General features: G+C 59.5%; 21 protein-coding genes and 3 pseudogenes. 13 read left to right on the plus strand and 11 right to left on the minus strand.

Annotated features, from left to right (window positions below):
- Nucleotides 1–17: 17 nt before the first annotated feature.
- Both NLN62_RS20345 and NLN62_RS20350 read right to left on the minus strand, forming a co-directional pair.
- A complete protein-coding gene (locus NLN62_RS20345) occupies nucleotides 18–1322 on the minus strand; it encodes an adenylate/guanylate cyclase domain-containing protein (RefSeq protein WP_254109952.1) in 1305 nt (434 codons plus the stop codon).
- A gap of 255 nt (nucleotides 1323–1577) precedes the next feature.
- On the minus strand, nucleotides 1578–2396 hold the full coding sequence (locus NLN62_RS20350; protein ID WP_254109953.1) for a class I SAM-dependent methyltransferase: 819 nt from the start codon (nucleotides 2394–2396) through the stop codon (nucleotides 1578–1580).
- Between the two features lie 277 nt (nucleotides 2397–2673).
- On the opposite strand from NLN62_RS20350, the gene NLN62_RS20355 reads away from it, so the two are divergent.
- Nucleotides 2674–3381, plus strand: coding sequence for a helix-turn-helix domain-containing protein (locus NLN62_RS20355; protein WP_256575932.1), 708 nt, complete (start codon nucleotides 2674–2676; stop codon nucleotides 3379–3381).
- A 240-nt stretch (nucleotides 3382–3621) separates the two neighbouring features.
- Here NLN62_RS20355 and NLN62_RS20360 read toward each other — a convergent pair whose 3' ends face one another.
- Nucleotides 3622–4233: a TetR/AcrR family transcriptional regulator gene (locus NLN62_RS20360; protein WP_254109954.1), complete on the minus strand. Its 612-nt coding sequence runs from the start codon at nucleotides 4231–4233 to the stop codon at nucleotides 3622–3624.
- Between the two features lie 76 nt (nucleotides 4234–4309).
- On the opposite strand from NLN62_RS20360, the gene NLN62_RS20365 reads away from it, so the two are divergent.
- Nucleotides 4310–4822, plus strand: a complete 513-nt coding sequence (locus NLN62_RS20365) for a cupin domain-containing protein (RefSeq protein ID WP_254109955.1) — start codon at nucleotides 4310–4312, stop codon at nucleotides 4820–4822.
- A gap of 11 nt (nucleotides 4823–4833) precedes the next feature.
- On the opposite strand, the gene NLN62_RS20370 is transcribed toward NLN62_RS20365, so the two are convergent.
- From NLN62_RS20370 to NLN62_RS20380, 3 genes are all read right to left on the minus strand, one after another.
- Nucleotides 4834–5109: a hypothetical protein gene (locus NLN62_RS20370; protein WP_254109956.1), complete on the minus strand. Its 276-nt coding sequence runs from the start codon at nucleotides 5107–5109 to the stop codon at nucleotides 4834–4836.
- 414 nt (nucleotides 5110–5523) lie between these two features.
- Complete coding sequence (locus tag NLN62_RS20375) at nucleotides 5524–6012, minus strand: peptidoglycan-binding domain-containing protein (protein WP_254109957.1); 489 nt, start codon at nucleotides 6010–6012, stop codon at nucleotides 5524–5526.
- Between the two features lie 208 nt (nucleotides 6013–6220).
- On the minus strand, nucleotides 6221–8131 hold the full coding sequence (locus NLN62_RS20380; RefSeq protein ID WP_254109958.1) for a S9 family peptidase: 1911 nt from the start codon (nucleotides 8129–8131) through the stop codon (nucleotides 6221–6223).
- Nucleotides 8132–8192: 61 nt separating this feature from the next.
- Between NLN62_RS20380 and NLN62_RS20385 the strand changes: the two genes are divergently transcribed.
- Nucleotides 8193–8732, plus strand: coding sequence for a hypothetical protein (locus NLN62_RS20385; RefSeq protein ID WP_254109959.1), 540 nt, complete (start codon nucleotides 8193–8195; stop codon nucleotides 8730–8732).
- 43 nt (nucleotides 8733–8775) lie between these two features.
- On the opposite strand, the gene NLN62_RS20390 is transcribed toward NLN62_RS20385, so the two are convergent.
- Both NLN62_RS20390 and NLN62_RS20400 read right to left on the minus strand, forming a co-directional pair.
- On the minus strand, nucleotides 8776–9006 hold the full coding sequence (locus NLN62_RS20390) for an aldo/keto reductase (RefSeq protein WP_254109960.1): 231 nt from the start codon (nucleotides 9004–9006) through the stop codon (nucleotides 8776–8778).
- A 588-nt stretch (nucleotides 9007–9594) separates the two neighbouring features.
- Nucleotides 9595–9795, minus strand: coding sequence for a hypothetical protein (locus NLN62_RS20400; RefSeq protein WP_254109962.1), 201 nt, complete (start codon nucleotides 9793–9795; stop codon nucleotides 9595–9597).
- 328 nt (nucleotides 9796–10123) lie between these two features.
- Here NLN62_RS20400 and NLN62_RS20405 point away from each other — a divergent pair, with 328 nt between their 5' ends.
- The 9 genes and pseudogenes from NLN62_RS20405 (at nucleotide 10124) to NLN62_RS20440 (ending at nucleotide 20390) form a co-directional block, all read left to right on the plus strand.
- Nucleotides 10124–10288 (plus strand): hypothetical protein, encoded by a 165-nt coding sequence (locus NLN62_RS20405; protein WP_254109963.1) that lies wholly within the window; start codon nucleotides 10124–10126, stop codon nucleotides 10286–10288.
- Nucleotides 10289–10536: 248 nt separating this feature from the next.
- A complete protein-coding gene (locus tag NLN62_RS20410) occupies nucleotides 10537–11526 on the plus strand; it encodes an ABC transporter substrate-binding protein (RefSeq protein ID WP_254109964.1) in 990 nt (329 codons plus the stop codon).
- 124 nt (nucleotides 11527–11650) lie between these two features.
- A pseudogene (locus NLN62_RS20415) lies at nucleotides 11651–12469 on the plus strand (IS110 family transposase); the annotation flags it as partial.
- A 973-nt stretch (nucleotides 12470–13442) separates the two neighbouring features.
- Nucleotides 13443–13733: a hypothetical protein gene (locus tag NLN62_RS20420; RefSeq protein ID WP_254109965.1), complete on the plus strand. Its 291-nt coding sequence runs from the start codon at nucleotides 13443–13445 to the stop codon at nucleotides 13731–13733.
- Between the two features lie 68 nt (nucleotides 13734–13801).
- On the plus strand, nucleotides 13802–15187 hold the full coding sequence (locus NLN62_RS20425; RefSeq protein ID WP_254109966.1) for an FAD-binding oxidoreductase: 1386 nt from the start codon (nucleotides 13802–13804) through the stop codon (nucleotides 15185–15187).
- A 158-nt stretch (nucleotides 15188–15345) separates the two neighbouring features.
- Nucleotides 15346–15498: pseudogene (locus tag NLN62_RS53500) on the plus strand (IS110 family transposase); the annotation flags it as partial.
- Between the two features lie 477 nt (nucleotides 15499–15975).
- Nucleotides 15976–16098 (plus strand): annotated as a pseudogene (locus NLN62_RS20430) (IS110 family transposase); the annotation flags it as partial.
- A gap of 457 nt (nucleotides 16099–16555) precedes the next feature.
- Nucleotides 16556–20104 (plus strand): AAA family ATPase, encoded by a 3549-nt coding sequence (locus tag NLN62_RS20435; RefSeq protein ID WP_254109967.1) that lies wholly within the window; start codon nucleotides 16556–16558, stop codon nucleotides 20102–20104.
- Nucleotides 20105–20132: 28 nt separating this feature from the next.
- On the plus strand, nucleotides 20133–20390 hold the full coding sequence (locus NLN62_RS20440; RefSeq protein ID WP_254109968.1) for a DUF4242 domain-containing protein: 258 nt from the start codon (nucleotides 20133–20135) through the stop codon (nucleotides 20388–20390).
- Between the two features lie 152 nt (nucleotides 20391–20542).
- Here the strand turns inward: NLN62_RS20440 and NLN62_RS20445 are convergent, their stop codons facing one another.
- The gene (locus NLN62_RS20445) at nucleotides 20543–20821 is read right to left on the minus strand and encodes a hypothetical protein (protein WP_254109969.1); all 279 of its coding nucleotides are present in this window, start codon (nucleotides 20819–20821) and stop codon (nucleotides 20543–20545) included.
- Between the two features lie 329 nt (nucleotides 20822–21150).
- Between NLN62_RS20445 and NLN62_RS20450 the strand changes: the two genes are divergently transcribed.
- Nucleotides 21151–21489, plus strand: a complete 339-nt coding sequence (locus NLN62_RS20450; protein ID WP_254109970.1) for a hypothetical protein — start codon at nucleotides 21151–21153, stop codon at nucleotides 21487–21489.
- 1313 nt (nucleotides 21490–22802) lie between these two features.
- Here NLN62_RS20450 and NLN62_RS20455 read toward each other — a convergent pair.
- Both NLN62_RS20455 and NLN62_RS20460 read right to left on the minus strand, forming a co-directional pair.
- On the minus strand, nucleotides 22803–23750 hold the full coding sequence (locus NLN62_RS20455; RefSeq protein ID WP_254109971.1) for a site-specific integrase: 948 nt from the start codon (nucleotides 23748–23750) through the stop codon (nucleotides 22803–22805).
- Nucleotides 23701–23913 (minus strand): Arm DNA-binding domain-containing protein, encoded by a 213-nt coding sequence (locus NLN62_RS20460; protein WP_254113562.1) that lies wholly within the window; start codon nucleotides 23911–23913, stop codon nucleotides 23701–23703. The genes NLN62_RS20455 and NLN62_RS20460 overlap by 50 nt, the downstream gene beginning before the upstream one ends.
- Nucleotides 23914–23940 lie beyond the last annotated feature (27 nt).

The following is a 23940-nucleotide window of genomic DNA, read 5'->3' on the forward strand; positions in this document are numbered from 1 at the left end:
TGGTTGTAGCGGCGCATTCACCGTTCGACCGTGAATATGCGCCATTTGCCGGGAACACCCTTGAGCGAATGACTGCCGCGGTCACCAAAGCGCAAGCCGGAACCCGCGACCAAGTCCTTAACCGTGCCCGACACCAACACCTCGCCCGCGCCGGCGAGCGAAGCAATGCGCGCTCCGATGTGGACGGCAATGCCGCCGACATCATCGTCAATCATTTCGCACTCGCCGGTATGCAGCCCAGCGCGGACCTCAATTCCGAGCGGCCTGATTTCGTCTGCGATGGCGCAAGCGCAGCGCACGCCGCGCGCCGGGCCGTCGAAAGTGGCAAGCACGCCGTCGCCGGTCGTCTTGATCTCGTGGCCGCGGAAGCGAGTGAGGGTGCGCCGGATCGTGGTGTGATGAGCGTCAAGGAGGTCGCGCCAGCGATGATCGCCGAGCGCAGCGGCTTTCTTGGTCGAGCCGACGATGTCGGTAAAGAGCACCGTGGCAAGCACGCGGTCGACTGTGACGGGCGGACGCGAGCCGGTCAGAAACTCCTCGATGGCATCGGCGATGTCGCCGGCATTGTCGCCGACGAAGGGGAGGTGGTCGACCCCTGGGACCTCGAGATAGCGGGCGCCGGGAATATGCGTAGCGAGAAACCGGCCACCCTCCACGCTGACGTTCTTGTCGTTTGTCCGGTGGATGACGAGGGTCGGGACCCGGATCGTCGAGAGGATGTCGCTGATGTCAATCAGACGGTTCATGCGCGCGTACGCGGCGGCGCCAGCAGGGCTATTGGACACTCGCTCGTTCTTGCCCCACCAGCGTTTGAACGCCGAGTCGTTCACGCGGGAGGGCGCAAACCTTGCCAGGCTGCCGCCGCTGCCCCAGTCACGCTCGATATAGTCAAGAGATTGCTCCAGCGTCGAAAAAGCAAATGTCGATGCCGGATAGGCATTGCAGAGCACCAGTGCCCGGCAGCGACTAGGATAGGTCGCGGCGAACAGCGCCGACATCGTGCCGCCTTCAGAGATGCCAAGAAGCGCCGCCTGTTCTATGCCTGCGGCGTCCGTGACCGCCCGCAGGTCGTCCATGCGCTGGTCTAGGCCCGGGAAGTCAGCGACCCGATCCGACAGGCCCGTGCCGCGCTTGTCGAACATCACCACCCGGGCATAGCTCGCCAGGCCCAGCAGCCAACGACTCACCTCCGGTTCGTCCCACCAGTGCTCGACGTTGGTGAAGCCCGGCGGAGCGAAGACAACGTTGAGTGGACCCTCGCCGAACACTTGATAAGCGATGTGAACGTCGCCGCTCCTGGCGTAGCGGGTGTCTGGCTGCATTGACGACGCCTCACGCTCGCCGGAATTTCCGTCGGGAACTCACCTGCACTATAGCAACGGCTTTGACTATCAGGAACTGCCCAATGTCTCCTGCTGGCCCTTCGCGTCATATTACGGCCCACGCCAGCTCGGTCGCAAATGGGACGAAGCGGACGCCGGATGTCGGCCATGTTAGGCGGGATCGGTCGAGAATGACCCAAGGCGGACTTCATCGCCCCGCCGGAGACGTGGTGCGGACAGGTTGCACTCAATCCTTCACTTACGCGCGACGAGGAAGTTGCTTTCAATCGGGAAGGCTAGCCCTTGGTCGTCCACGTACTTCGACAATGCCAGGCTGACATCATCGAGCAAGGCGGACTGGGCCCTTTCATCGGCTGTGGCAAAAAATCCGCCCAACGCGGAGCCGGTCACGTAGCGGAGTACGAAATCCTGCGGTGATGGATATTGAAGCATCTTGGTCGCCGTACGAATGTCCACGTCTCTGAAGTTCGCATTGGCAACGAGAGTGCGTAACTCCTCGGCTCGGCTCAGAGCAAACGGTCCCGATGTCATGAGCGCACCCGCCTCCGCACTAATACGGTGCGTTAACGCGTCGGCCAGCAAGGCAAAGCCCGGACTTCGGTCGATGCCAGTCCATACGCTCAGCACCAAGCGTCCACGCGATCGCAAGACCCGATGCATCTCGCGCAAGGCGGCCGGTCGATCGGGAAAGAATTGAAGCCCTTGTTGGCAGAGCACGACGTCGCATGTTGCATTGATCAGCGGCAGCTTAACCGCGGTACCCTCCTGCCACTTGATGGATAGGCCCTCGGCGGCCGCGGCTGAGCGCGCGACGGCAAGCATGGGCAGACTGACATCCAATCCGATGATGCTGCCACTGCCACCAAGTTTCAGCGCCACGGTCCGCGCCACGATTCCGGTTCCGCAGGCTATGTCGAGAACGCGTTCCCCCGGCTGCGGCCGAGCAAGTTCGACCAAGTCCTTAGCCCAGGGTCCGAAGATACTTGGAACCAAGTAGCGCTCATAGTTCTCGGGCACGTTTCCGACGAATTGCCATTGCGGTTGTGTGCTCATCCGAAGTCTCTCATTCCGAGCGTTCCGGTAACTTTATGCCGACGCCTGATCGCCCAAACCGGGAGGTCGAGTTCGTGAAGACTGGCGGCCTTACAGTGTAGGACAGCGCATTGCTTCAGCTTAGGCGGACATTCCCTGGCTATCTTTCATCGTGCGATCATGGGCTCGAAGTCGTGATCGATCCCTCCGGGTCCAAGCATGATGTGGCGCGCCGACTTTTCAGCAAGTCTATTTTCTGTACTGGTTGGTTCAGCCTCGACGTGATTTAATTGCGCCCATGCGCACCGGATACGGTCAGTTTTGCCCCGTCGCAAAGGCGTCCGAGGTCGTCGCCACTCGCTGGACGCCGCTAGTCCTGCGCGAGCTGATGTCCGGCAGCCACTCGTTCAACGACATCCATCGAGGCGTGCCGCTGATTTCGCGGGCGTTGCTGGTCACCCGGCTTCGCGATCTCGAGACCCACGGCATCATCGAACGGCGAAGGCGCATGGACGGGCTGGGCCGCGCTTATTGGCTCACGCCGGCGGGCGAGGCGTTGCGCCCGATCGTGGGGGCACTCGCTCAATGGGGACTGACGCATGCCCGCGATTGGCTGACGCCTACCGACCTCGATCCGACGATCCTGATGTGGGGTTTGCGCAAGCGCGCGGATGTCCGTGCAATGCCGGACCATCGCGTGGTCGTGCGTTTTGAATTCTCGGGCGTGCCAGCGAACCGCACGAAATTCCGTATCCTGTGTCTTATTCTTGAACGATCGGGCGTCGACGTGTGCCTCAAGGATCCGGGCTTTGTCGTCGATCTCATATTCCGTAGCGATGTGCGTGATTTAGTTGCAGTCTATCTCGGCTATGTAGAATGGCGCGACTTCGCTCGGAAGAGATTGCCGATCGAGGGGGACCCTCGACTCGCGATGCAGTTACCGCGGTGGCTCAGACTCGATAAGGTAGTTGGCCGAGACTTGCCGGTCCTGCCCTCCGCGGCTTAGCGCTCGCAACCAACGTTCCGATTAGCCTCCGGGCACCTGCGTTGAAAGAGCCAGCTCGGCACGTTGCATGAGCGCATGAGCCATCGTTCATACTCACGAAGCTACCGACTTCCGGTATTGGGCCCGTTTGAGATATGCCGACGGACACTAACAATGTCTGTTTATTGGTGTAGACAGGAAGTGATCGACGATGGTCAAATCGACGCAAATGACCCTGTGAGTGACGTAAGGCCGCACCAATCAAATTGCTTTGACGAATCTAACGATCAGTTCGATCGCTCCCTCGTTGGTCAATCCCTGGCGGCGGAGTGAGCGCCACGCAAAAAAATCGACAGCGTGTGCAAGTGCAGCCATTAGAAATTTTTGTTGTGGGCCGCGATCGGGCCATGCGCTAGCGAGCACATCGCGCACGCGCTGCCGATGTGCGATCCGATGGGCAGCAAATGGGCGAAGCTCGGGCATGTCTTCGAGGTCTCGCAAGATTTTCCATAGTCCTGGTTCGTGGTCCGAATAATAGGTGTAAAGCTCCATCAATCCTTGCCGCAGTCGCGCTTCAGGATCATTGATCTTCAGCCAAGGCTCCGGGTCGGGCGGCGGATTTTGCGCCCAGTGGTGACTGGAGCAGGCACTGAACAGGTCCTGCATAGTCGAGAAATGCCGGTAGAGCGTTGGCCGCTCGACCCCGGCACGTTCGGCAATCGCCACCATGCTGGTGTGCGCGGGACCAAGCGTGGTGTGCAACTCGACCGCCGCTTCCACAATCCGCTGCCGAGTCTGCGCTTGGCGCTCTGCGCGCTGCTTGAGCCGGTATTTGCGTGCCATATCTGCCATCACAAATTCAAATACACCCATGTAACATGATATTGACGTGCATGCCAACGACGGGTAAATTTCACTTTCCATATATGTATCGTCAAAGGAGCTGCCAATGGAAACGTTAGCGCCAAAGGTCGTGGGGCCACATGACGGCAAAGCGGGATTCCTGGGAAGCATTGGGGTGCGGTTTATGATCGATGGCGCGGAGGCCAGTAACCGTTTCTCCCTTGTGGAGCATCCAATGTCGGCACACGCGCTGGCTGCGCCGATGCACAGGCACGCCCGCGAGGACGAGTATTCTTATGTTCTCGAAGGCAGCATCGGTGCGCTGCTTGGCGACTCTGTGGTAATCGGCAAGCCTGGCGACCTCGTGTTCAAGCCTCGCAACCAGTGGCACACGTTCTGGAATGCGGGCGATAAACCCGCGCGGATCTTAGAGATCATCTCGCCCGCCGGCTTCGAGAATTTCTTCCGGGAGCTCGTGGACCTCGGAGGGGTAGCTAAGGCGCATCCGCAGGCTCTGGGTGAGCTTTGTGGTCGCTATGAACTTGAGATGGATCCCAACAGTATTCCGAAGTTGATAGAGCGCTTCGGAGTACAGTTCCCCGGAGAGCCAATCCGATAGATTGCGGCCACTTAATGCTGCCTTCGCGGACTTCGCGACGGCAGCATCGACGGCAGCATCGCGGATATCGAGCTTCCGAAGGCGTTGCCAATTTTTAGGCGCATGGCGGCGCGGAAGCCGACGAAGCTCAACGCGCCCGCCACGGTGACGGCAATCCAGCTCGCCCAGAATGGCACATCGACGCCATTCAAGGTGACGGACCACCCCATCACAATCCGGATCAACTGCAGAAGTGCGATCAGGGCAAAGATGGCGGCGGCAAGCGTGCAAAAGGCTCTTATTGTCATTGCCCGTCTCCGATGGCACACGAGGACGCGCTCGTCCCGCGCAGCCTAAAATGGGGAGGGGCCGGCGCCGCGGCCACTCCCTTAAGCAGGGAAGTGGCGTAACAGAGCCATTCTCGATGTGTCGCACAATCGCCGTTTCGCGACGCCGCGAGTCGGGATCACTTCCGCCTTTGGCCCCTCGCGTCATTTCCTGCGTCTGCTCAAAAGCGGTCGCTATCGGGACCGAAGCGGACATCGATTGGTAGCGTGCACTGTCGGCTCAGTCGCGAATGACCCATCTCCGACATCACCCCTCCGGCCCCCACGCATGCCCTGATACATGAGTTCGCCCTTGGCGAGTTAAATCGTCACCGCCGTCCTACAAAGTGCTAGGCTGCCATAGGCGTGTTTCCAACTATCTTGAGGCTGGACGAGTCACCTGCGGAATAGTCCGGCCACGCCCCCCACTACGCTGTGCACCGCGCCGCCGATCGCGCCGATTGGACCGCCGACACCACGCGAATAGCGAGCACGGCTCCCAGCGCGACGACGGTCTTGATGCTCAGATTTGCCAGCCTCCGTCGCGGCGTCCATTAGTACCTTGTGCTGGGCGGCGTTGAGGAAGCCAGTCGTAGGATAGCCGTGCTCCTCCTGCCAGCGCGCGATGACGGCGCGAGTCGATTCGTCGAACTTCCCATTGACCTTGGTGTCGAACCCGAGCCTTGTTAGCCCACGTTGCACTTCACGACGCTTTGCCTTGGTGAGGCCGATCTGATCCTCGGTCTCCTGAGTCGCTTCGTCGGTAGCGATCGCCGTATCGGCGGGCGCCAACGTTTCGCGGGGCATGCTGCTCAGACCAGCCTTAGCAACGTGCGCGCTGTCGACGATCGCTAGGATGGACAATGCTAGGATCAAGGCGCGCATGGCCTTTCCTCGCCCTCAAGCCTGCCGATGATTCAGTTTAGAAAATAAAGATACACCGCGCCGCCCTGAACTATCAACATCCGGCGGCGTCACTCCGCTTCGTCGCGGGGTAACTGTTGTCCGTGGCACACAGTTCCCTAGCCTCGCTTACTCCGCATTGCCCGCGGGGGCATGGGATCGGTAACCCTGCACGATCGTATACGAGACATCACGACGTAAGCGGGGCCCGTGTCAGGTTCATGGAATAGAACAAGAGCTCCGCTTCAAGCGCCTGGCGAAGATGTGCGGACTGACGAAATCCGTGCTTCTCGTCCTGGAATATAAGAAGACAGGTCGGGACGTTTCGTCGTTGAAGCGCGGAGTACATGCTTTGGGCCTGATTGATCGGCACGACAGGATCGTCCTTACCGTGAAGAAATATCACTGGGGCGGAGAGCCTGTCGGCGAAATTGATCGGTGAACGGTCGTGGTAAAGTGCGCTGTTGGACATAAATGGCTCAATGAGCCAGTCGGTGTAGTGTAACTCGAACTTATGCGTCTCGGTCGCGAGTGCAATCAGATCACTGATTCCGTAGTAGCTCGCACCGGCGGCAAACTCGGTATGAAAGGTGAGCCCGCACAGCGTCGTGTAGCCGCCAGCGCTGCCGCCCCTGACCGCTAACCTTCGGTCGTCGACATCACCACGAGCGGCAAGGAATTTCGCGCCCGAAATGCAATCTGCGACGTCAATGACACCCCATTGGCCGTAAAGCCTTTCCCGGTATTTCCTTCCATACCCGGTGCTTCCGCGATAGTTCACATCAAGGACACCGAATCCCCGACTGGCCCAGAATTGTACCGAAAGATCGAGCGCCGAATCGGTCGCGGTGGTTGGCCCGCCGTGGCTTTTCACGAGTAACGGAGGCCTTTCCGAGGCTGGCGCCCGCCAGTCTGGATTGTAGGGAGGATAATAGAAGGCATGGGCAATTTCGCCATCGCCTGTTCGAAATTCGATCGATTGCGGCGTCGAAAAGTAGTTCTGGAAATCTTGCAAGCTGGCTGATGAGACCAAGAGCTTGATCGGCGAAACCGCTCCCGTGTTCACATCGACGGTCGCGATGGCCGGCGGCGATGTCATGGTGGCATAACGGATCACTATTGTCGTCGCCGTCGCGTGCACACCCGACAAGGAGGAAAATTCCATCGGATAGTCGTGAGCGATCAATGTCGGCAGTTCTAGTCGGCCTAGGCGCCAGCTACCGTTTTGGACAAACGAGTAGATCAGAATCTCGGGTGACATAAACGCGTAGGTCGAGAGGCCGAGCAGCCACTGAGGGACACCGAATTCCGCGTCTCGAGCCAAGATGTGCTCCACGCCGGAGGCGTTCCAACGGTACAGGTTCCAGAAATCTGTGCGGTCGGAAATGAAGTAGAGTCTCCCGTCCGGCGACCATTGTGGCTGAAATATCGATTCGGAACCGCCCTGGACAATTTGTTTGTCTGTCAACGTGCCTGCCTCATCGAGACCTGCGACATTCAGATTAGTGGAAGTCCACGGCATGTTTGGATGTTGCCAGCTTAGCCACGCAAGTTTTGATCCATCGACGTTGAGCGTCGGCGAGGAGTAGAAGTCACATCCGCTGTCGAGCGTTGCTTCACGGCCCGTCGCGATGTCGATGGCGACCAGCGTATGGATCGCTTTAATGACGTCACCGTTCGGGCGTTCCTCTTTGATCGCGATTAGCCGATTTCGAGCGGCGTCGACGCAAATGTCTGCAAACAAGCAATTCGCACTCGACGTGATTTTCGTCGGAGCGCTGCCCGCAACCTGCTGGTAGATTTGATTGTCGCCGAAATTGACGAAATACATGACGTCGTTGCTGACGGCGTAGGCGCCCCCACCGTAGCTATACACCTGCGATCTCACGCTGAAGGGGGAGGGCGTAACGTCTCTGATCGTGCCGTCGGCGGCTCTGGCCACGACAATGTTGCGGCCCTTCTCTAGGGGTCTTCCCTCGATCCAGTAGATATTGTGGCCATCAATCCGCGGCTCTGAGAGTGATCCGGTTTCGGCCACAGCCACGCCGGCTGTGATGGGGGAGGTCCACGATCCGAAACTACTGATCTGCTGACCCACCATGAAGCTTCTCCGTCGCCGTTGGGTTCACGAACGCCATTAACGGTCACTCACTGGAAGTCAAATGAACCCCCGTAAGTGTCGCAAACCAGCCTCTTTGCGCCCGACGCTGGGTTTAGATTCGCGGATCACGCTGATCGATCGTGGGGGATTAGCGTTGCAGGAAACCCAGCGGCCGTTCAGCAAGTATATCGATCGTGATATGTGTAACAGCGAAACTAATGTACACGTCAGGCCAGCCATAACTCCACTGAGGTGGCGGGAGATTCCCGAGATGGGAATAAGGAGCTTTATCCGACTGATATTTGGATCAGACACTGCCGCTCCGCCGGATGCCACGAAGCTCGACGGAACAACCGAGGCCACGCTTGCTCGCTGCTTGTCGGCATTGCCACCGGAAGAGCGGGGGTGGGTCACGTTTGCCGAGGCGAGCATCTTGTTCTCGACGAAGGGCGCACAGTACGCGTTCGGGGAAACGGACCAAAACGGCAGAAGAAACATCGAATCGTTCGCGGCGCAGCACCGCTCCGTTATCAACTTCATGCCCGTCGAGGGCCGGGTCTATTTCGTCCGCGATCCCATCGCTGTGACGAGCATTACTTAAGATCAGTTTCGGAGGTGGAGATGAGGGCTTGAGGGCGCCGGATTCATGCTCTCCTCTTTGGCGAGGCTCGGTCGATCGCGTCGAACTCGGTCTCGCTCAAGCGCCAACGGAGTGCATCGAGATTGGCCCTGGCGTGATGAGGCTTGGTCGCGCCTGGGATCGGAATCACGTGACTGTCGCGTGCTAAAAGCCAGTTCAGGGCGACCTGGCTGATGCTGGCGTCGTGCGCGCGGGCAACATCGGCGAGACACGTCAGCAGCGCTTTCGCGCCCATGTTGTCCGACGGCTGCGTGAGGCGGCGGGACGCAAGGGGGGGTGTCCCAATTCCCACACTGCGACTGAAAAGGCGTCTGTTTGTCGGCTTTTGGACAGACAGGCGAGGGCCATCCGTTCAAACCTTGCGGCGTTTCAACCGATTGATATTTGCGATCCGCTACAGCTGAGAGTGGCTCTGCAATTCTACCGTGGCATCGAGCACTTGGAAATATGGAGCGCAAGCAGCGACGGCTTTTCGTTCGTAATGATCTATGAGAGCCCCACTGGCCCCGGCTTTCACGGAAGCCTCGACTATGTCGCGTCATGGCGCCCGCTTTACCAGAGCCGTGGTGCGATCTCGCCCTTCAAAACGTTCGTTGACGCCGAGGAAGCCTGCAACGCCATGCTAATACATCTGACGAGGGAAAGCTGAGGAGGGCCACCTCGCAGACAAGAAATCGCGTTCCATGACGCGCTGGCCGAGAACGAGAGCGCGCGTCGGCTCTAAGTTGACCACGTACCGTTGATCACGCGGAATAGCGCAACGATCGCGGCTTGGTGTGAAGAGGTTGTACCCGGAGAAGACCAGACGCCTACGCACTCGATCTTAGATCGTCCGCTCCTTGGTATCCCGCACCTTCCGCATGTAGTAACCTTGTCTCTGAACCACTGACTTAATCTCGTCGCTGACTTTGAACACTCTCTTCCTGCTCTTCCGCCACTTGCTCGGCGAGCCAAGCGTCGGCATCGAAGAGCCCCTGCTCAGAACCAGCAGGTCTCGTTTATGATTGAAGTAAACGTCGAACATGCTCCACCCCCGACCATCCAGCATGTTTCAGGAATGTGTATGAGTTGTAAATATCAAATCGTTACCAGCATTCACCCTGTTCCCCTCAGGGGTAATTGCCGACGCCCTGTGAATTGCGGGGATGACGCCCCGGCTTTAACCTACCTGCCTAATATTCATGCTTGAATGTTGCTCGCATGTCACGCGCACACACCAACATCTTTCCGCATCGCGTCGCGGCCTCTAGGCTTGCGCCCCAGCTAAGGGAATAGGCTGTGGATTAGAGGCAAGTGGTCTCAGTTTAGCCCACTGGCGCGGTTGATGGAAACCGACGCAGTGGGAGCCAACGATGCCGATTAATGACTTGATAGACAGATTGATCGAAGAATGCCGCGGCGACATTCACGGGGCTCTACAGGCGCTCCTCTTGATCAACGAGCGTCTCGAAGCCGAGCTGCAATACTTCTATGAACAATCCAACATCGATCCACCGCACCGAGGCACGCTGCACTAGCCCTCCATCAATGCGAAGACTTTCCCGGTATTTCCGTCAAGCGATAATGGCGCAGATGGCCCCTCGCGCTATTTGCTGCGTCTGCTCGATGCGTGCGATATCGGGACCGAAGCGGACATCACTTGGTAGCGAGCACTGCCCGGCTCAGTCGCGAAAGACCCCGAAGCGGTCCTTCAAGCACCTCACAGCCCCATGACAACGTGCTAAGCTCCCCCTCCCACAGGCGTGGTCCTTGAAGGGAGGGGCACGTGCGACGGCGGGACCTTCTTGCAGGTTTGTTGGCCACCACAACGGCAAGCGCGCTGCGGGCCGCTGAGTCGAACAAGGTCTACCGGCTTGCGATTGTGTCAACAGTTGCCGACCTAAGCGAGAGCGGTCTGTACAAACCGTTGTTTGTCGAGTTGCGGCGACTTGGTTACGTTGAAGGAGAGAACCTCGTTGTTTTGCGCTTCTCGGCAAGGGAAGATACCTCGCGCTACGACACAACGGTTCGCGACGCCGTCAGCTCGTCCCCGGACCTCATTTTCGTTACAGGGACTAGCCATCTACTTCTTCGAGTAAAAGCGCTTGTACGCTCCATTCCCGTCGTCGGGGGGATGAACGATCCCGTTGCACTCGGGATCGTCAGCAATCTTGCTCGACCGGAAGGAAATATAACCGGGATCAGCGTCGATGCCGGCATCGAAATTTTAGGCAAGCGGCTCGGGATACTTTTAGAGGCTGTTCCGACAGCTAGTCGCGTAGGATTTCTTTGTACAGAAGCGTTCTGGAATAGCGCCGGTGGTGACGCGATGCGCGCGGCAGCTCGCAATTTTTCAGTCAAAATTGTGGGTTCGCCGTTGCAGGGGGCAGCTCAAGAGGCCGAGTATCTACGCGTTCTAGATGATCTTCTCCAACGTGAACACGCCGATGGCATGCTTGTCACCGATGGGCCACAACACTTGGCCCACCGCGATGTTATTGTGGATTTCGCAGAAAGGGGTCGGCTCCCAGCGATCTATCCTTACCGGGAGTATGTCGAAATCGGAGGATTGATGGCCTATGCCATCGATAGGCAAAAACTATACCGTCAACACGCGCATTACGTTGATATGATTTTTAAGGGCGCCAAACCCAGCGAATTACCGATCTATCAGGTGGACAAGTACACGGCCATCATCAACCTCAAAGCTGCCAGGACGCAGGGCATCACGATTCCCGCGTCACTGGTCCTTCGCGCCGACGAGGTGATCGAATGAGGGCGCGCTCTTTTGGTGCGGTGCATGAGTCCGGAAGTGATGCTGTGGACGGCTCCTCCACCGGCACGAGAGTGCCAAGGAGTGGGCGCCGTTTTGAGGCTCCCACGATTCGGAGGAGCAGCCTATGCAGTCAATTTCAACGATCGGTCTGGATATCGCGAAGTCGGTCTTTCAGGTGCACGGCGTTGATGCAGCCGGCCAGGTGGTCATACGCTGTCAGTTGAGGCGCCGGCACGTGCTGGCATTTTTCCAGAAACTGCCGCCATGCCTGGTGGGGATCGAAGCTTGCGCGTCGTCGCATCATTGGTCCCGTGAACTCCAGGCGTTGGGGCATACGGTGCGATTGATGCCTCCGGCCTATGTGAAGCCCTACGTCAAGCGGCAGAAGAACGACTGCACCGATGCGGAGGCGATTTGCGAGGCGGTCACGCGACCCACCATGCGGTTTGTGCCGACCAAGACGGTCGAGCAACAGAGCTGCCTGATGCTGCATCGAGCCCGCCATCTCTTCATCCGCCAGCAGACCGCGGTCATCAATTCAATCCGCGCCTATCTTGCCGAGTTCGGGATTTTCGCTCCCGTCGGGCGCCGGGGTGTCGAGCAATTGCTGGAAGTCGTCGCCGATACGGCTGACCGCCGGCTCCCAGAGGTGGCCCGCGCATGTCTTGCGGCTCTCGGCAGTCAATTGCGGGCGCTGAAGGCCCAAATCCTGGAGTTCGACCGACGCATCATCGTCTGGCATCGATCAAGTGCGACGAGTAAACGGCTGGACGCGATCCCTGGCGTTGGGCCGGCGCTGGCGACAGCGCTGGTCGCGAGCGTTGCCGATGCCAAGACCTTTCGATCGGGTCGGGATTTCTCGGCCTGGGTTGGGCTCGTGCCGAAGCAGAACTCGAGCGGGGGCAAGGACAAGCTTGGCGGTATCAGCAAACAAGGTGATCCCTCCGTTCTTCCCATTGACTCGGAGGCGGGTCTTTTTCTCGGTGTAGATGCTGTTCAAACAATTCAATTTTGGCAGGCGGCCTTTATGAGAACTCCATTTCAGCTGCACATCGAAGTCTCGATATTGTTCGTATCACTGCTCACGTCGTCGAACTCGGCGTTAGCTCGCGATCCCGGTGGGAAATATGCGCAAGCCGATCCAGAAATGCACAAGTGGTTCGAGCAGCCAAAATCCGAAGGGGGAGAGGCTTGCTGCGCCCTGAGCGATGGCAATACCTTGCGGGATGCCGACTGGCGAAGCAGCAGCGGTCACTACCAAGTCTTCCTTGCGAACGAATGGATTGATGTACCGGACGCGGCTCTCGTCACCGCGCCCAACCGTTTCGGACAAACTGTTGTTTGGCCATATTATGAGGACGGCCATCCCACCGTTCGCTGCTTTATGCCCGGAAGCATGACTTGATCTGATATGACCCGCGAATCGCCCGTATCTCCGCGAACGACGCCTTTCCGTTCGTCTCGGGCGCGAGAGCCGATTGCACCCAACGGCGAGTGCATCGCCAGATAAGTCATTTCGCGTTGTAGTTGGATTTTTGGCCGCGGGACCGCGCTCTTTGGTTGAAGAACGAAATCTTGCTGAAACAGAAGGCTGCTACTAGTGAGTTCTAACGGTTTTTGGCTGCGTCCCATTTCGCATCGGCAGAACACTTGGATTGCTTTTTTGAGCTTGCGATGTGTGAAGGGGTTCACATTGGGCCGCCGCCAACGGCGCTAAGTTTGATGCGGAAGTTTGCGACCTTTTTAGTCAGAGGCGATGCACCACCATCGTAGGCAGCCTTTGCGCCTTACCTCTGCTATTCAAAAAAACAACAAACGAAGAAGAATTCCCCTGTCCCCGCCCTCGACCACGACGGCGAATTAGGGCTCCACTTCATCAAAGTAGTGGGTATCAATTCTGTAGGGGAGATTTTAACATGACACGTTTCGGCTTAATGGCAGGCATTGCTGCCGTCGTTGTAACTGCGGGCGCATCGGCCGCAGAGCTGCCAACGTTTGAAGTGACGGGGTTTCCGATCTCGCAGCACCAGGTTGCCGTGATGGGGTCGGCCAATGTTGAGGAACAGTCACCCGTTCCCACGCTGACCCTAGCGGGCATGCCTGCTTCTCCAACGCAGATCGCGATTTTGACACCGCGCTCGACAGTCCTTCAGGCAACGGCCGAGAGGCCGACACCAACCACCGTGGGCCTCACTGTTAAACCCTAACTCGACCATAGCTACCGCGACGAAGATGCACGCCCAATGACCGATCATGGGTGGAATAGGAGGACATCATGCAGACCATGGCCACCGAAACCTTCATCGGCAACATGCGCGGCCCGGTTGTCAGGCGAATGGACGCCGATTATGACGCTGTGCGGAGCCTCTACAACGGGATGATCGATAAGACTCCCGTGATGATTGCGCGATGCGCCGACGTCGCTGACGTCGTCGCGGCGGTTAATTTCGCAAGGGCGAACGATCTCCAGGTCGCGATCCGCGGAGGCGGGCACAATGGGCCGGGCCTTAGTAGTGTCGACGACGGGCTGATGATCGACATGTCGACGATGAAAGGCGTGCGGGTCGATCCCGCGGCGCGCACCGTCCGCGTTGGTCCCGGCTGCACGCAAGGCGATGTTGACCACGCCACGCATGTCTACGCGCTTGCCGTGCCGGCCGGCATTGTGTCGAGCACCGGGATCGCCGGGCTTACGCTCGGCGGCGGCACCGGATATCTCACCCGCAAGCATGGCCTCACCATCGACAATCTCCTCGAGGCGGATGTCGTGCTCGCCGACGGTCGCATCGTCACCGCCAACAAGTCGGAGAACGCTGACCTTTACTGGGGCCTGCGGGGCGGCGGCGGCAATTTCGGCATCGTCACGAGCTTCCTGTTCCAAGCTCATCCGGTGAACATGGTCTATGCCGGTCCGATCTTCTGGGATATCGAACATGCCCGGACCGTCATGCGGATGTACAGGGATTTCCTGCCTTGTGCTCCCGAGGAACTCGGGGCCTTCGTCGGCTTGAAGACCGTTCCACCGGTGGACCCGTTCCCGGCGGAACATCAGGGCAAGCGCGCCTGCGCCATCATTGGCTGCTACAACGGCCCGACGGAAGATGGCCAGGCCGTCGTGGCCAGGTTGCTCGGTGAGCTGCCCCCGCCGCTCTTCAACTGGATGGGCGAAATGCCATATCCGGCCCTCCAATCCATGTTCGACCCGTTCTTCCCGAAAGGCTTGCAATGGTACTGGCGCGGCGATTTCGTGAAAGAACTGACTGACGAAGCAATTGACGCGCATATCGAGCAGGCCCGGAATGCACCGAGCGCGCTTTCGCTCATGCATCTTTATCCGATCGACGGCGCCGTCCATCGCGTTGGCAAGAACGACACCGCCTGGAACACGCGCGAAGCGACTTGGTCGATGGTCATCGCCGGCATCGATCCCAATCCGCAAAAAGCGGGCGAGATCACGCGCTGGACCAAAGGCTATTGGGAAGCCGTGCATCCGTACTCGGCCGACGGCGGCTATGTGAATTTCATGATGGACGATGGGGACGACAGCAGACTTCGCGCCACTTATGGCGACAACTACGACCGCCTCGCCGCCTTGAAAGCCAAGTACGACCCGACGAACTTCTTCCGCATGAACCAGAACATCAGACCGCTGCACGCGTAAACGAACACGTCTGCCGCACGATTCGGTCACGCCCAAACCCGGTAATGGGCGGGCGCGACGTATTCTTGTGGAGGCGGCCTGGAGCTATCGATATCCGCCGCGCGTGAGCCGAGACAAGCAGCCAAAGGCGGAGGCCGCACCGAGACGCGCGCGAGATTGCGTGGAAAGCGCAAACCAGATTGTGTGGACGCTTCCGCTCACTCGAGCGGAAGGGCAAGCGGCGAACCGTAATCGTCACGGCGATTGCCCGAGAGCTCTCCGCCTTCATTTGGGCGATCAATCGCGAGCTCATGCCACCTCGACAGGCGTAACGTCGTTGGGGGCTGTGGACCGCTCGAGTCGTGAGGTGCGCTCGACCGGCCCACAGCCCCCTTTGTTGCAATCAGGATCAGGGGGTAGTCGCGGACATCAATCGTGCAGAGGTGAAGGTGGGACCACGGCAGGGGAAATCCTGAAACCCATTATGTGGCCGATCATCCGATCGACGCCCGACGCTAGACCAGGGACAGTCCCAGACGAAAAAACGGAAATGCGGTACCCAACCGCCGCATCAGAGCCTGTTCACCGACGTCTTTGGGTCCCGCCTTCTCCTCTGCACGATCCATCGGCACAAGAACTTCACGATGGGTCCTCGTGGAGATGGGAAACCCTGCGCTGTGTGCTTGACTGGGGACATCAGAATGGAATGGTCCGGCCGTGCTCCGGCCCTGCCAGCACGAGAAGCTGGCAAGGGGCGCTCAAGACAAGGAGTACGCCATGTCTCAGAAAACTCAACCCAGCGATTCGCCGTGATCGGCATCGATATCGGCGAAAACTCGTTCCACCTCGTTGGTCATGATGACCGCGGTACCATCGTGCTGCGGCAGAAGTGGTCACGCGGCCAGGTGGAAGCGCGGCTCGCCAGTAGACCGATCAGCGCACGGGTGGGTGGGCAGGCCGATTTGCCTTTTCCCCGCGCTGGTCATTCCGGCTTGTCATCGGGGCGCTCAATAAGAACCTGCTTCCCAAGCTGGCTGGCCTACCCCATCCCTGAAGCTAGCCTTACGTGGGAGCCAATACCTGCCCCCGCTACCGATCAGGCCTGCCCAAATTATCGCGCTGCGGCGGTTCTATGCTCGGCTGCACGTTTGCAGTAAAATACAACGTAGCGTGCTGCGTAGGGACTCGTAGGGACTTAGGTGTGCATCGGCACGAGGTCCCATCGAAAGTCGTCTGCGACTGCCGAAGTACTCGCCGCAGAATATCGTCCGCTCCGCTTAACCCGGAACTCAGAGAGCGGGCGAGGCGCCTTCCCGGCGAGAGGCGCACACGCGCTCCAAAGTTGACCGGAGCAGATAAGGAAGAAAACCAAAAGCAGCGAGCGAGCTCATGAGCCAAGACATCAATACGTGGCTGCGTGCTCTTGGCCTCGGGCAATATTGTGATGTCTTCGCCGCCGGTGATGTCGATCTGAGGGTACTCCCGCATCTTACGGAGACGGATCTTCGCGAACTGGGGGTATCGCTCGGACACCGCAAGATCATCCTGGCAGCGGTGGCCGAGTCCTTCGGGGGTCCGCTATCGGCGGCAAACACCGACTCTCTCCATGCGAACGATAAGCCGCTGCCGCGCGCTCCCCCGGAGCGGCCGCCGGAGCGACGGCTGCTGAGCGTCCTGTTCTGCGACCTGGTTGGTTCCACGGAGCTGTCTCGGCGGCTCGATCCGGAGGATCTGCGCGAGGTGCTTCGCAGCTATCAGGATCGGGTCGCTGGCGCTGTCACCCGCTATGGCGGCTACGTCGCCAAATTCATCGGCGACGGCGTCATGGCGTATTTCGGATGGCCATGCGCCTACGAGGATCACGCCGAACGCGCGGTCCGAGCCGGGCTCGAGGCCCTGGCCGCCGTGCAACTGCTGAAGCCCGACGCCATCGAGCTCGAAGCCCGGGTCGGAGTAGCCACGGGGCTCGTCGTTGTCGGGGACCTCGTTGGAAGCGCGGTGCGCGAGGAAGGTGCGGTGGCGGGTGAGACGCCCAATCTCGCAGCCAGGCTCCAGGCGAGCGCGCGGCCGAGTCAACTCGTCATCGCGGAGGCGACCAGGCGACTGATCGCCGACGCCTTCGTCGTCGAGGACCGCGGTGAGAAGCCCCTCAAGGGATTCGGGACGGGCATCCACGTGTATCTCGTCAAGTCCGAGCGAGAGGTCGAAAGCCGCTTCCATGCGGCGCACGCCGGAGAGCTGTCGCCTTTCGTAGGTCGCGTGCACGAGGTAGAGCTGCTCGTTGAAAGGTGGGAGCTTGCGCGCGCAGGAGAGGGACAGGCAATCCTGCTTTCGGGGGATGCCGGCATCGGCAAATCCCGGTTGGTACAGGCCTTTACAGAAAAGCTGGGCGCGACGCCGAACGTCGTCCTGCGCTTTCAATGCTCACCCTATCATACCCACAGTACCCTGTTTCCAATTGTTCAGAATCTCGGCCGCGCCGCCGACTTTCGGCCAGGCGATAGCAACGACCAACGGCTCGACAAGCTCGAGCATATCCTCGCCGAAGTGGGCGCGGACATTCGAACGGTGGCACCCGTTTACGCGGAGCTTCTGTCCCTCGATTTCCATGATCGGTACGACAAGACCGACCTAACGCCACAGCAAAGGAAGAGCCTCACACTGCAGACGCTGGTCGACCGGTTCCTGCAGCGCGCCACGCGCACTCCAGTGCTGATTATTGTCGAGGACGCTCACTGGATCGATCCCACCACGACCGAGCTACTCGATGCGCTGATGGCGCCAATCAACCGAGCACCAATCATGTTGCTCGTAACACACCGGCCGAGCTGGACTTCCGAATGGCCGAGTCTTTACGGCCATGTGCTGTCGCTTTCCCTCGGGCCGCTGGCAAAGCCTCAGATCGCCGACATGGTGCGGCACATTGCCGGCGCCACTGCCAGCGCGCGCCTGATCGATGAGATCGTCGGCCGGACCGATGGCGTCCCCCTGTTCATCGAGGAGCTGGCCCGCTCTCTGGTCGAGCGGGGGGCCGGCGCGGGCGAATTTGAGGTGAGGCTTCCGGCGACGCTGCAGGGCTCTTTGATGGCACGCCTCGATCGCTGCCAGCCGACCGCGAAAGAAACCGCCCAAATCGCCTCTGTCATCGGCCGCGAGTTCAGCCGAGACCTGCTTGCTCGTGTGTGCGATTTTCCGGCCGACGATCTCGATGCTGCCGTCGCCGAGCTCATGGCGGCGCATCTGGTTCTGAGAGGGGGTCCTTCCGAGGATGCCTTGGCGTTCAGGCACGCCCTCATTCAGGACACGGCATATCAGTCCCTGCTGACGAGCAGAAGACAGCGGTATCATGCGGCAATTGCCCGCGCCCTTGCCGAGTACCGCCGTGAGACAGCGGACACCCAGCCGGAGCTGGTTGCGCGCCACTTCTCCGAGGCCGGACTACCACAGTTGGCCCTACCGTTCTGGCGGCGTGCCGGCGAGCGCGCGCTGGCGCGCTCGGCGAACTACGAGGCCATCGATCACTACGGGAAGGCCCTGGCCATCGCCGAGAGACTGCCCGATGCGGAAGGGCGCGAGGACGCCGTGCTCGAGACAAGAATTGCATTGGGTCGGGCGCAGTCGGCGGCTGGCCATCTGCAACAGGCTTCGGACACATTCGAGCGCGCCGCCGGCGAGGCACGAGCCCGTGGAAGCAGCGATGCACTCGCCAACTGCGCCATCGGATTTGCACAGGCCCGCTTCTACTATCACTCTATTGATCCTTCCATAGCGCTGCTGCTCGAAGCTTTATCGGCAATCGAAGGAGGAGACAGCCGTCAGCGCTGCCAGATATTGAGTGCGCTCGGTAGAGGGTTCTTGATGAAGGGCGATTTCGCGCGCGCTGACATTTTCAATTCCGAGGCCATCGAAATGGCGCGCCGCCTCGAGGACGACCGCTCTCTCTGTGAAGTTCTGTTTACTCCATTTCTGGGACCGACCGCACTCTCGGGGACACAACCTGCGGACCTGCGCAACCGACTGAGCGAGGCGCTCGCCATTGCCGATCGGCTGAATGACGCCGACCTCCGCACCCGAATCCTTTCTGTGCAAATTTATTATTCGGCCGAATTTGGCGACTACCAGGGGATGATCGCGGCTTTGGACACGTTTCAGTCAGCAATTGAAGGTCGGCAGATGCTGCACCAGGAATGGGTTGCGCAGCTTGGGCGAGCCATGCAGGCTCTTCTGATCGGCGACTTTCCGACCGCCGAGAGGCTCGCTGAGAACGCGTATGCGATTGGTCGCAGGACGCATGGAGAGAGCGCCGAAGGCGTCTACGGCGTGCAAATGTTCACGATCCGCCGTGAGCAGGGACGCCTGGCGGAGATTGCCCCTGTCATCAAACATTTGATCAATAACGAACCAGACGGCAATACCTGGAAGCCCGGATTCGCGCTCGTCGCGACGGAGCTGGGCTTTAAGCCGCAGGCACAAAAGATGCTGGACGAGTTGCGGCAGACCGATTTCGCCTTTCCCATGGATGCGAAGCGGAGCACGACACTTTCCTATCTTGCCGATGTCTGCGCGGCGCTCGAGGACGGGCGCTGCGCGCGTGCCTTGTACGATCTGCTCGAGCCCTACCGCCACATGACTGTCACAGCCGGTATCGCGACCGTCTGCTACGGATCGGCCGGCCGCTTCCTCGGGGCTCTCGCAGACATGCTCGGCGACTGGGATCGTTCCGAGGAGCACTTCGAGGAAGCGCTACGGATGGACCGGCACATGCATGCATCGCCTTGGCTGGCGCACGCGCAGCACCGATACGCACGCATGCTGCGCCGCCGCGGCCGCCATGGCGACATCGCACATGCCGATGCGCTGTTGAACGAATCTTTGGCGACTGCAAGTCGCCTGAACATGACCGCTCTGCTTACGAGGCTCCGCGGTCAACTGCACTGACGTGCCACGTCGTACACGGGAGAGGGCCATGCCACGTTTCATTATCGAGCGAAACTTCGCAGAAAAACTGGAGTTCACGAAGGAAGGAGTCGAAAGTGTCGATCTCATCAACGATGAAGAAGGAGTGAAGTGGATCTTCTCCTTTCTGAGTGCCGACAAGCGCAAAACTTACTGTCTTTATGAGGCCGAAAACGCCGACGCCATTCGCAATGCGGCGAGGCGTGCCAACATTCCGGCCGACGTGATCATTGAGGTGGACCAGGTAACGCCGGCGATGTTTGCGTGAGAGGTCTCAGGGCGCCAGGTCGCCTTCTGGCCCTTCTGCGACCTCGGGCAATGTCCGCTCTTCCACCGCTGTTGAGGGTTGAGCGGACATCAGTCAGCCAGTCGCCTAACGAGTACACGCCCTTAGGACACTGCGCGGACAGTCCCTCCCCGTCAGGCGGTTTTGCGCATCGGCACCGCGTTGTCGGTGTCGACCTTGGCGGCCTGGGGCGGCGGGCAGCAATGGTTGGCCCAGTCGCGCATGATCGCAATCCGCGCCTTGAACATCGTGCCGCGCCGGTAGGCCTTCTTGACCCTGCCGCCGGGCGCAACGTGCGCCAGCACGAATTCGACCGCGTGAGGGTGGTAGCGCGGGGTCACATCCGAGCCGTCCGCGAACTGGTCGTCGGCCCACGTATCGAACGAGGCGCGGAAGTGCACGGTGGCGTCCACCCCTAACCGTCCACGCGTTTATGCCGTTCCGGGAGGTTGCGAGTTTCTCCGAGGCGGCTAGCTGATCCGATGCTCGCTATTCAGGATCGGAGGATGGTGGAGCTTCGTCGGCCTTGGCCTACGCGCCGGTGTGGGGAGTCACTACGGAAGCGCTGATCTTGGTTGCCCGAGCAAGGGGGTTCGTCGCGATCGGCATCAGGCGGCCTCAACCGAAACAAGGCTAATCCCGAGCTGTGGCCACGTAAGAAGCGACCCTCTGAATGGTCCGGTGAACTAATGGACTGCTAACACGTTATAATCATGTTGTTTTCGATCGTTTGGAGCGACGATTGAAGAAAGGGATTGCTCTCGTGAGTCGCGCTCCGTCCATTGTGCCGCTGAACCCGGCGGACCATGACGTCTATCTGGTGCTGGAGGACTTTGGTGGCGTGCTGGGCCGCGCCTGGTCTGAGACCGACGAAGAGGACGCCAATCGCGACACCCTGATCAACCATCTGCTGGACGGAGAATATATTCGCCCGTTGCGCATCGTCGCCTTCAATACCGCAAAGGGGTGGTCGCGCGATGTGACTGTGGAGATCGCCGACGAGCTGCGCCGTCGTTTCGTTGAACTCGACGAGGTAGCTCCATCGCTACTGGAATTCGTGGAAAGAGCAGCAAAACGCTGATGTGTACCGGCGCTTGCATCTTTCGGCACGCTATCGGGTGCGATAAGGATCAGGTGCGGCCGTCGGATTCCTCCCAGGTTGCCGGCATCCCGCCAGCAGCCTCTCGAATGCTTATGATCGGCGCAATAGGAACGTCACCGCCTGACTGATCCGAGTCGCAGCGCGCGGACCATGATGGCTCTCCGCCGCTAGCGCCGTCGTCCGCGTGTTTGCTTTACAAAGAAGAGACCCGACACGAAGGCGGCGAGCGCAAGACTATCGACTACTAGCGTGAATTTTTCCATCGCATGACAATACGGGAGTTGTTCCTGTCGCCCCGCCGTTGCTCCTACAGTTCGCAGCCCTTGCGCGTCAAAAGCGCGTCCGACCGATTTCCTCACTTTCTCGAACGCAGCTGTTCGAGGCCCTCGCGCGCGAGCCTGTTTGCCAAATCGCTTTCCGTGGTAGGGACGTATTCTTCTTTAAAAGCATTGGGCGCCAACCTCCGAACTTCGCGCTCCAGCGGAGGAGTCGCGACACTTTCGATATTATCGCAAATGAACAACAAGCTTTGGATGATGTGGAAGGCTTCGAGGAGCTTTTTTCTGTACTGAGGATCTGGATCTGCCTTTGTCCCAATCGGGACATACCCCGACGCTGAGTACGGCGTTGAGCGCAACCGTTAGCTTGCTTGCGAGGTCATCCAGACATTCGAGCTCAAAGGGGAAGGTCCGTGTGCGACGCTTCTTGTGCTTAGCTAGCATCTCCATATCTAACGGATGGTCGCTGCGTCGGCTGGCTTCCTTGCGGACTTTCACCCTCGGTTTTGCGGTCATTTTCAATACTCCTCTATATTTGTGGCTGATTGAACAGGCGTGCAGTGTTCCCGTGATCGGGCGCGCCTATCCTGAGGCTGGCGTCGGCGCAGGTCGCAACATCGCGAACGATCGTGAACCGCTCGATAAATCTCGGCGCTCATGCCACGTCCGTTCGGTTTTCGACATTCTGGGCTCTGGAGGGAACGATGAGATTCGACCAACTAAGGCCGATGCTTTCCCGAAAGTCGTAGCCTTCTTTGCCGCAGTGGCGCACTCCCCTGCGTGCTCACTACCCAGCTTGCCGAGTAACTTCACAAGCCGGGCGCGCTGCTCGTAACTGATATCCGCGGCGCCCTCGGCGCTTGGGCGACAGGACCTCGACGATGTTCGCCTTCGGAGCAGCCACCGAGGTCGTACGACTCGCTGCGATAGTGCTTGCGTGCCGCGACTCGATCGTTCACCCCTAGTCCTTATCCCACTGATAATCGTGATAATCACAAACTGGAAACCCTTTCCTCAGGTTCTGCTCGGCGGAAGGTTCAAGCGGGATTCCGCCATTAGCCTCCGACGCTTCTCGAAGAGATCGCCCCGGCGGTAGGCGGCCTCGACCTTGTTGCCGACGACGTGTGCGAGCGCCATTTCGACTATTTGGTTTTGATAGTTGGTTCGCTCGGCTGCCCAATCGCGAAACGTGGAGCGAAATCCGTGAACGGTAATGTCCTCCCGATTCATGCGCTTGAGAACGGCGGCCATCGCCATATTGCTCAACCCGCCTCGACGCGGACCGATGAAGATGAATGGGTTCTTTGCTTCGCGAGGTATCGTTTCAAGTATTTCAATTGCGCGATCGGAAAGAGGGACCCGATGCTCCCGGCTCGCTTTCATCCTGTCGAGCGGTATCTTCCACATCTTCTCGGCGAAATCGATTTCATCCCCTCGCGCGCCTATCGCTTCGCCGGTCCGTGCAGCGGTTAAAATCGTGAACTCAAGCGCTCGCGTCGCAACCCCTCCGCGTTCACGAAGCGCCGCCATAAAGGCTGGGAGGTCCGAAAAGGGCAGGGCGGCATGATGGACGGTCTTCTGGGCTTTGCCGCGCGCAGGGAGGACCTCCGAGATCAGCCCATTCCAACGAGCGGGATTATCGCCCGTGCGGTAGCCCCGGACGGTCGCCCAATCCAGGACAGCTTCGATGCGACCGCGAACGCGGCTCGCAGTTTCGGTCTTGGTCTTCCAGATTTCCTCGATGCATTTGAGCACTAGGCCGGTATCGATGTTCGCGACCGGCAGGCTACCTATTGTTGGGAAAGCGTAGGCTTTCAGGGTCGATAAAAACTGCGCGCGATGTTTGGCGTTCTTCCATTTCTTCTCATGGTCGTTGAAATAGGCAACTGCGGCGTCTTCGAAGCTTATGGTCTTAGCCGCTTCTAAGGCCCGCCGGGCGTGTTCGGCCTTTCGGGCGTCCAAGAGGGTCGATCCCGTCTAGAAGCTGGCCCCTCGCCTTCCTAGCCCGTTCTCGGGCCTCTTGTAACGAGACCGTATGGAGCGGGCCCAGACCCATCCATCTCTCGCGTCCGTTTCTCTCGTACCCAACCCATAGTAATCGTTTTGAGCGATTGCTCCGAACAATGAAAGCTGAACGGCGAGAAACCGAAAC

The organism is Bradyrhizobium sp. CCGUVB23, from assembly GCF_024199885.1.
GTDB lineage: Bacteria > Pseudomonadota > Alphaproteobacteria > Rhizobiales > Xanthobacteraceae > Bradyrhizobium.

Coding starts and splice junctions, on each gene's coding strand:
- NLN62_RS20345 (WP_254109952.1), bottom strand. CDS start 1,322: ATGCAGCCAGACACCCGCTACGCCAGGAGCGGCGACGTTCACATCGCT.
- NLN62_RS20350 (WP_254109953.1), bottom strand. CDS start 2,396: ATGAGCACACAACCGCAATGGCAATTCGTCGGAAACGTGCCCGAGAAC.
- NLN62_RS20355 (WP_256575932.1), top strand. CDS start 2,674: ATGCGCACCGGATACGGTCAGTTTTGCCCCGTCGCAAAGGCGTCCGAG.
- NLN62_RS20360 (WP_254109954.1), bottom strand. CDS start 4,233: ATGGGTGTATTTGAATTTGTGATGGCAGATATGGCACGCAAATACCGG.
- NLN62_RS20365 (WP_254109955.1), top strand. CDS start 4,310: ATGGAAACGTTAGCGCCAAAGGTCGTGGGGCCACATGACGGCAAAGCG.
- NLN62_RS20370 (WP_254109956.1), bottom strand. CDS start 5,109: ATGACAATAAGAGCCTTTTGCACGCTTGCCGCCGCCATCTTTGCCCTG.
- NLN62_RS20375 (WP_254109957.1), bottom strand. CDS start 6,012: ATGCGCGCCTTGATCCTAGCATTGTCCATCCTAGCGATCGTCGACAGC.
- NLN62_RS20380 (WP_254109958.1), bottom strand. CDS start 8,131: ATGGTGGGTCAGCAGATCAGTAGTTTCGGATCGTGGACCTCCCCCATC.
- NLN62_RS20385 (WP_254109959.1), top strand. CDS start 8,193: ATGAACCCCCGTAAGTGTCGCAAACCAGCCTCTTTGCGCCCGACGCTG.
- NLN62_RS20390 (WP_254109960.1), bottom strand. CDS start 9,006: ATGGGCGCGAAAGCGCTGCTGACGTGTCTCGCCGATGTTGCCCGCGCG.
- NLN62_RS20400 (WP_254109962.1), bottom strand. CDS start 9,795: ATGTTCGACGTTTACTTCAATCATAAACGAGACCTGCTGGTTCTGAGC.
- NLN62_RS20405 (WP_254109963.1), top strand. CDS start 10,124: ATGCCGATTAATGACTTGATAGACAGATTGATCGAAGAATGCCGCGGC.
- NLN62_RS20420 (WP_254109965.1), top strand. CDS start 13,443: ATGACACGTTTCGGCTTAATGGCAGGCATTGCTGCCGTCGTTGTAACT.
- NLN62_RS20425 (WP_254109966.1), top strand. CDS start 13,802: ATGCAGACCATGGCCACCGAAACCTTCATCGGCAACATGCGCGGCCCG.
- NLN62_RS20435 (WP_254109967.1), top strand. CDS start 16,556: ATGAGCCAAGACATCAATACGTGGCTGCGTGCTCTTGGCCTCGGGCAA.
- NLN62_RS20440 (WP_254109968.1), top strand. CDS start 20,133: ATGCCACGTTTCATTATCGAGCGAAACTTCGCAGAAAAACTGGAGTTC.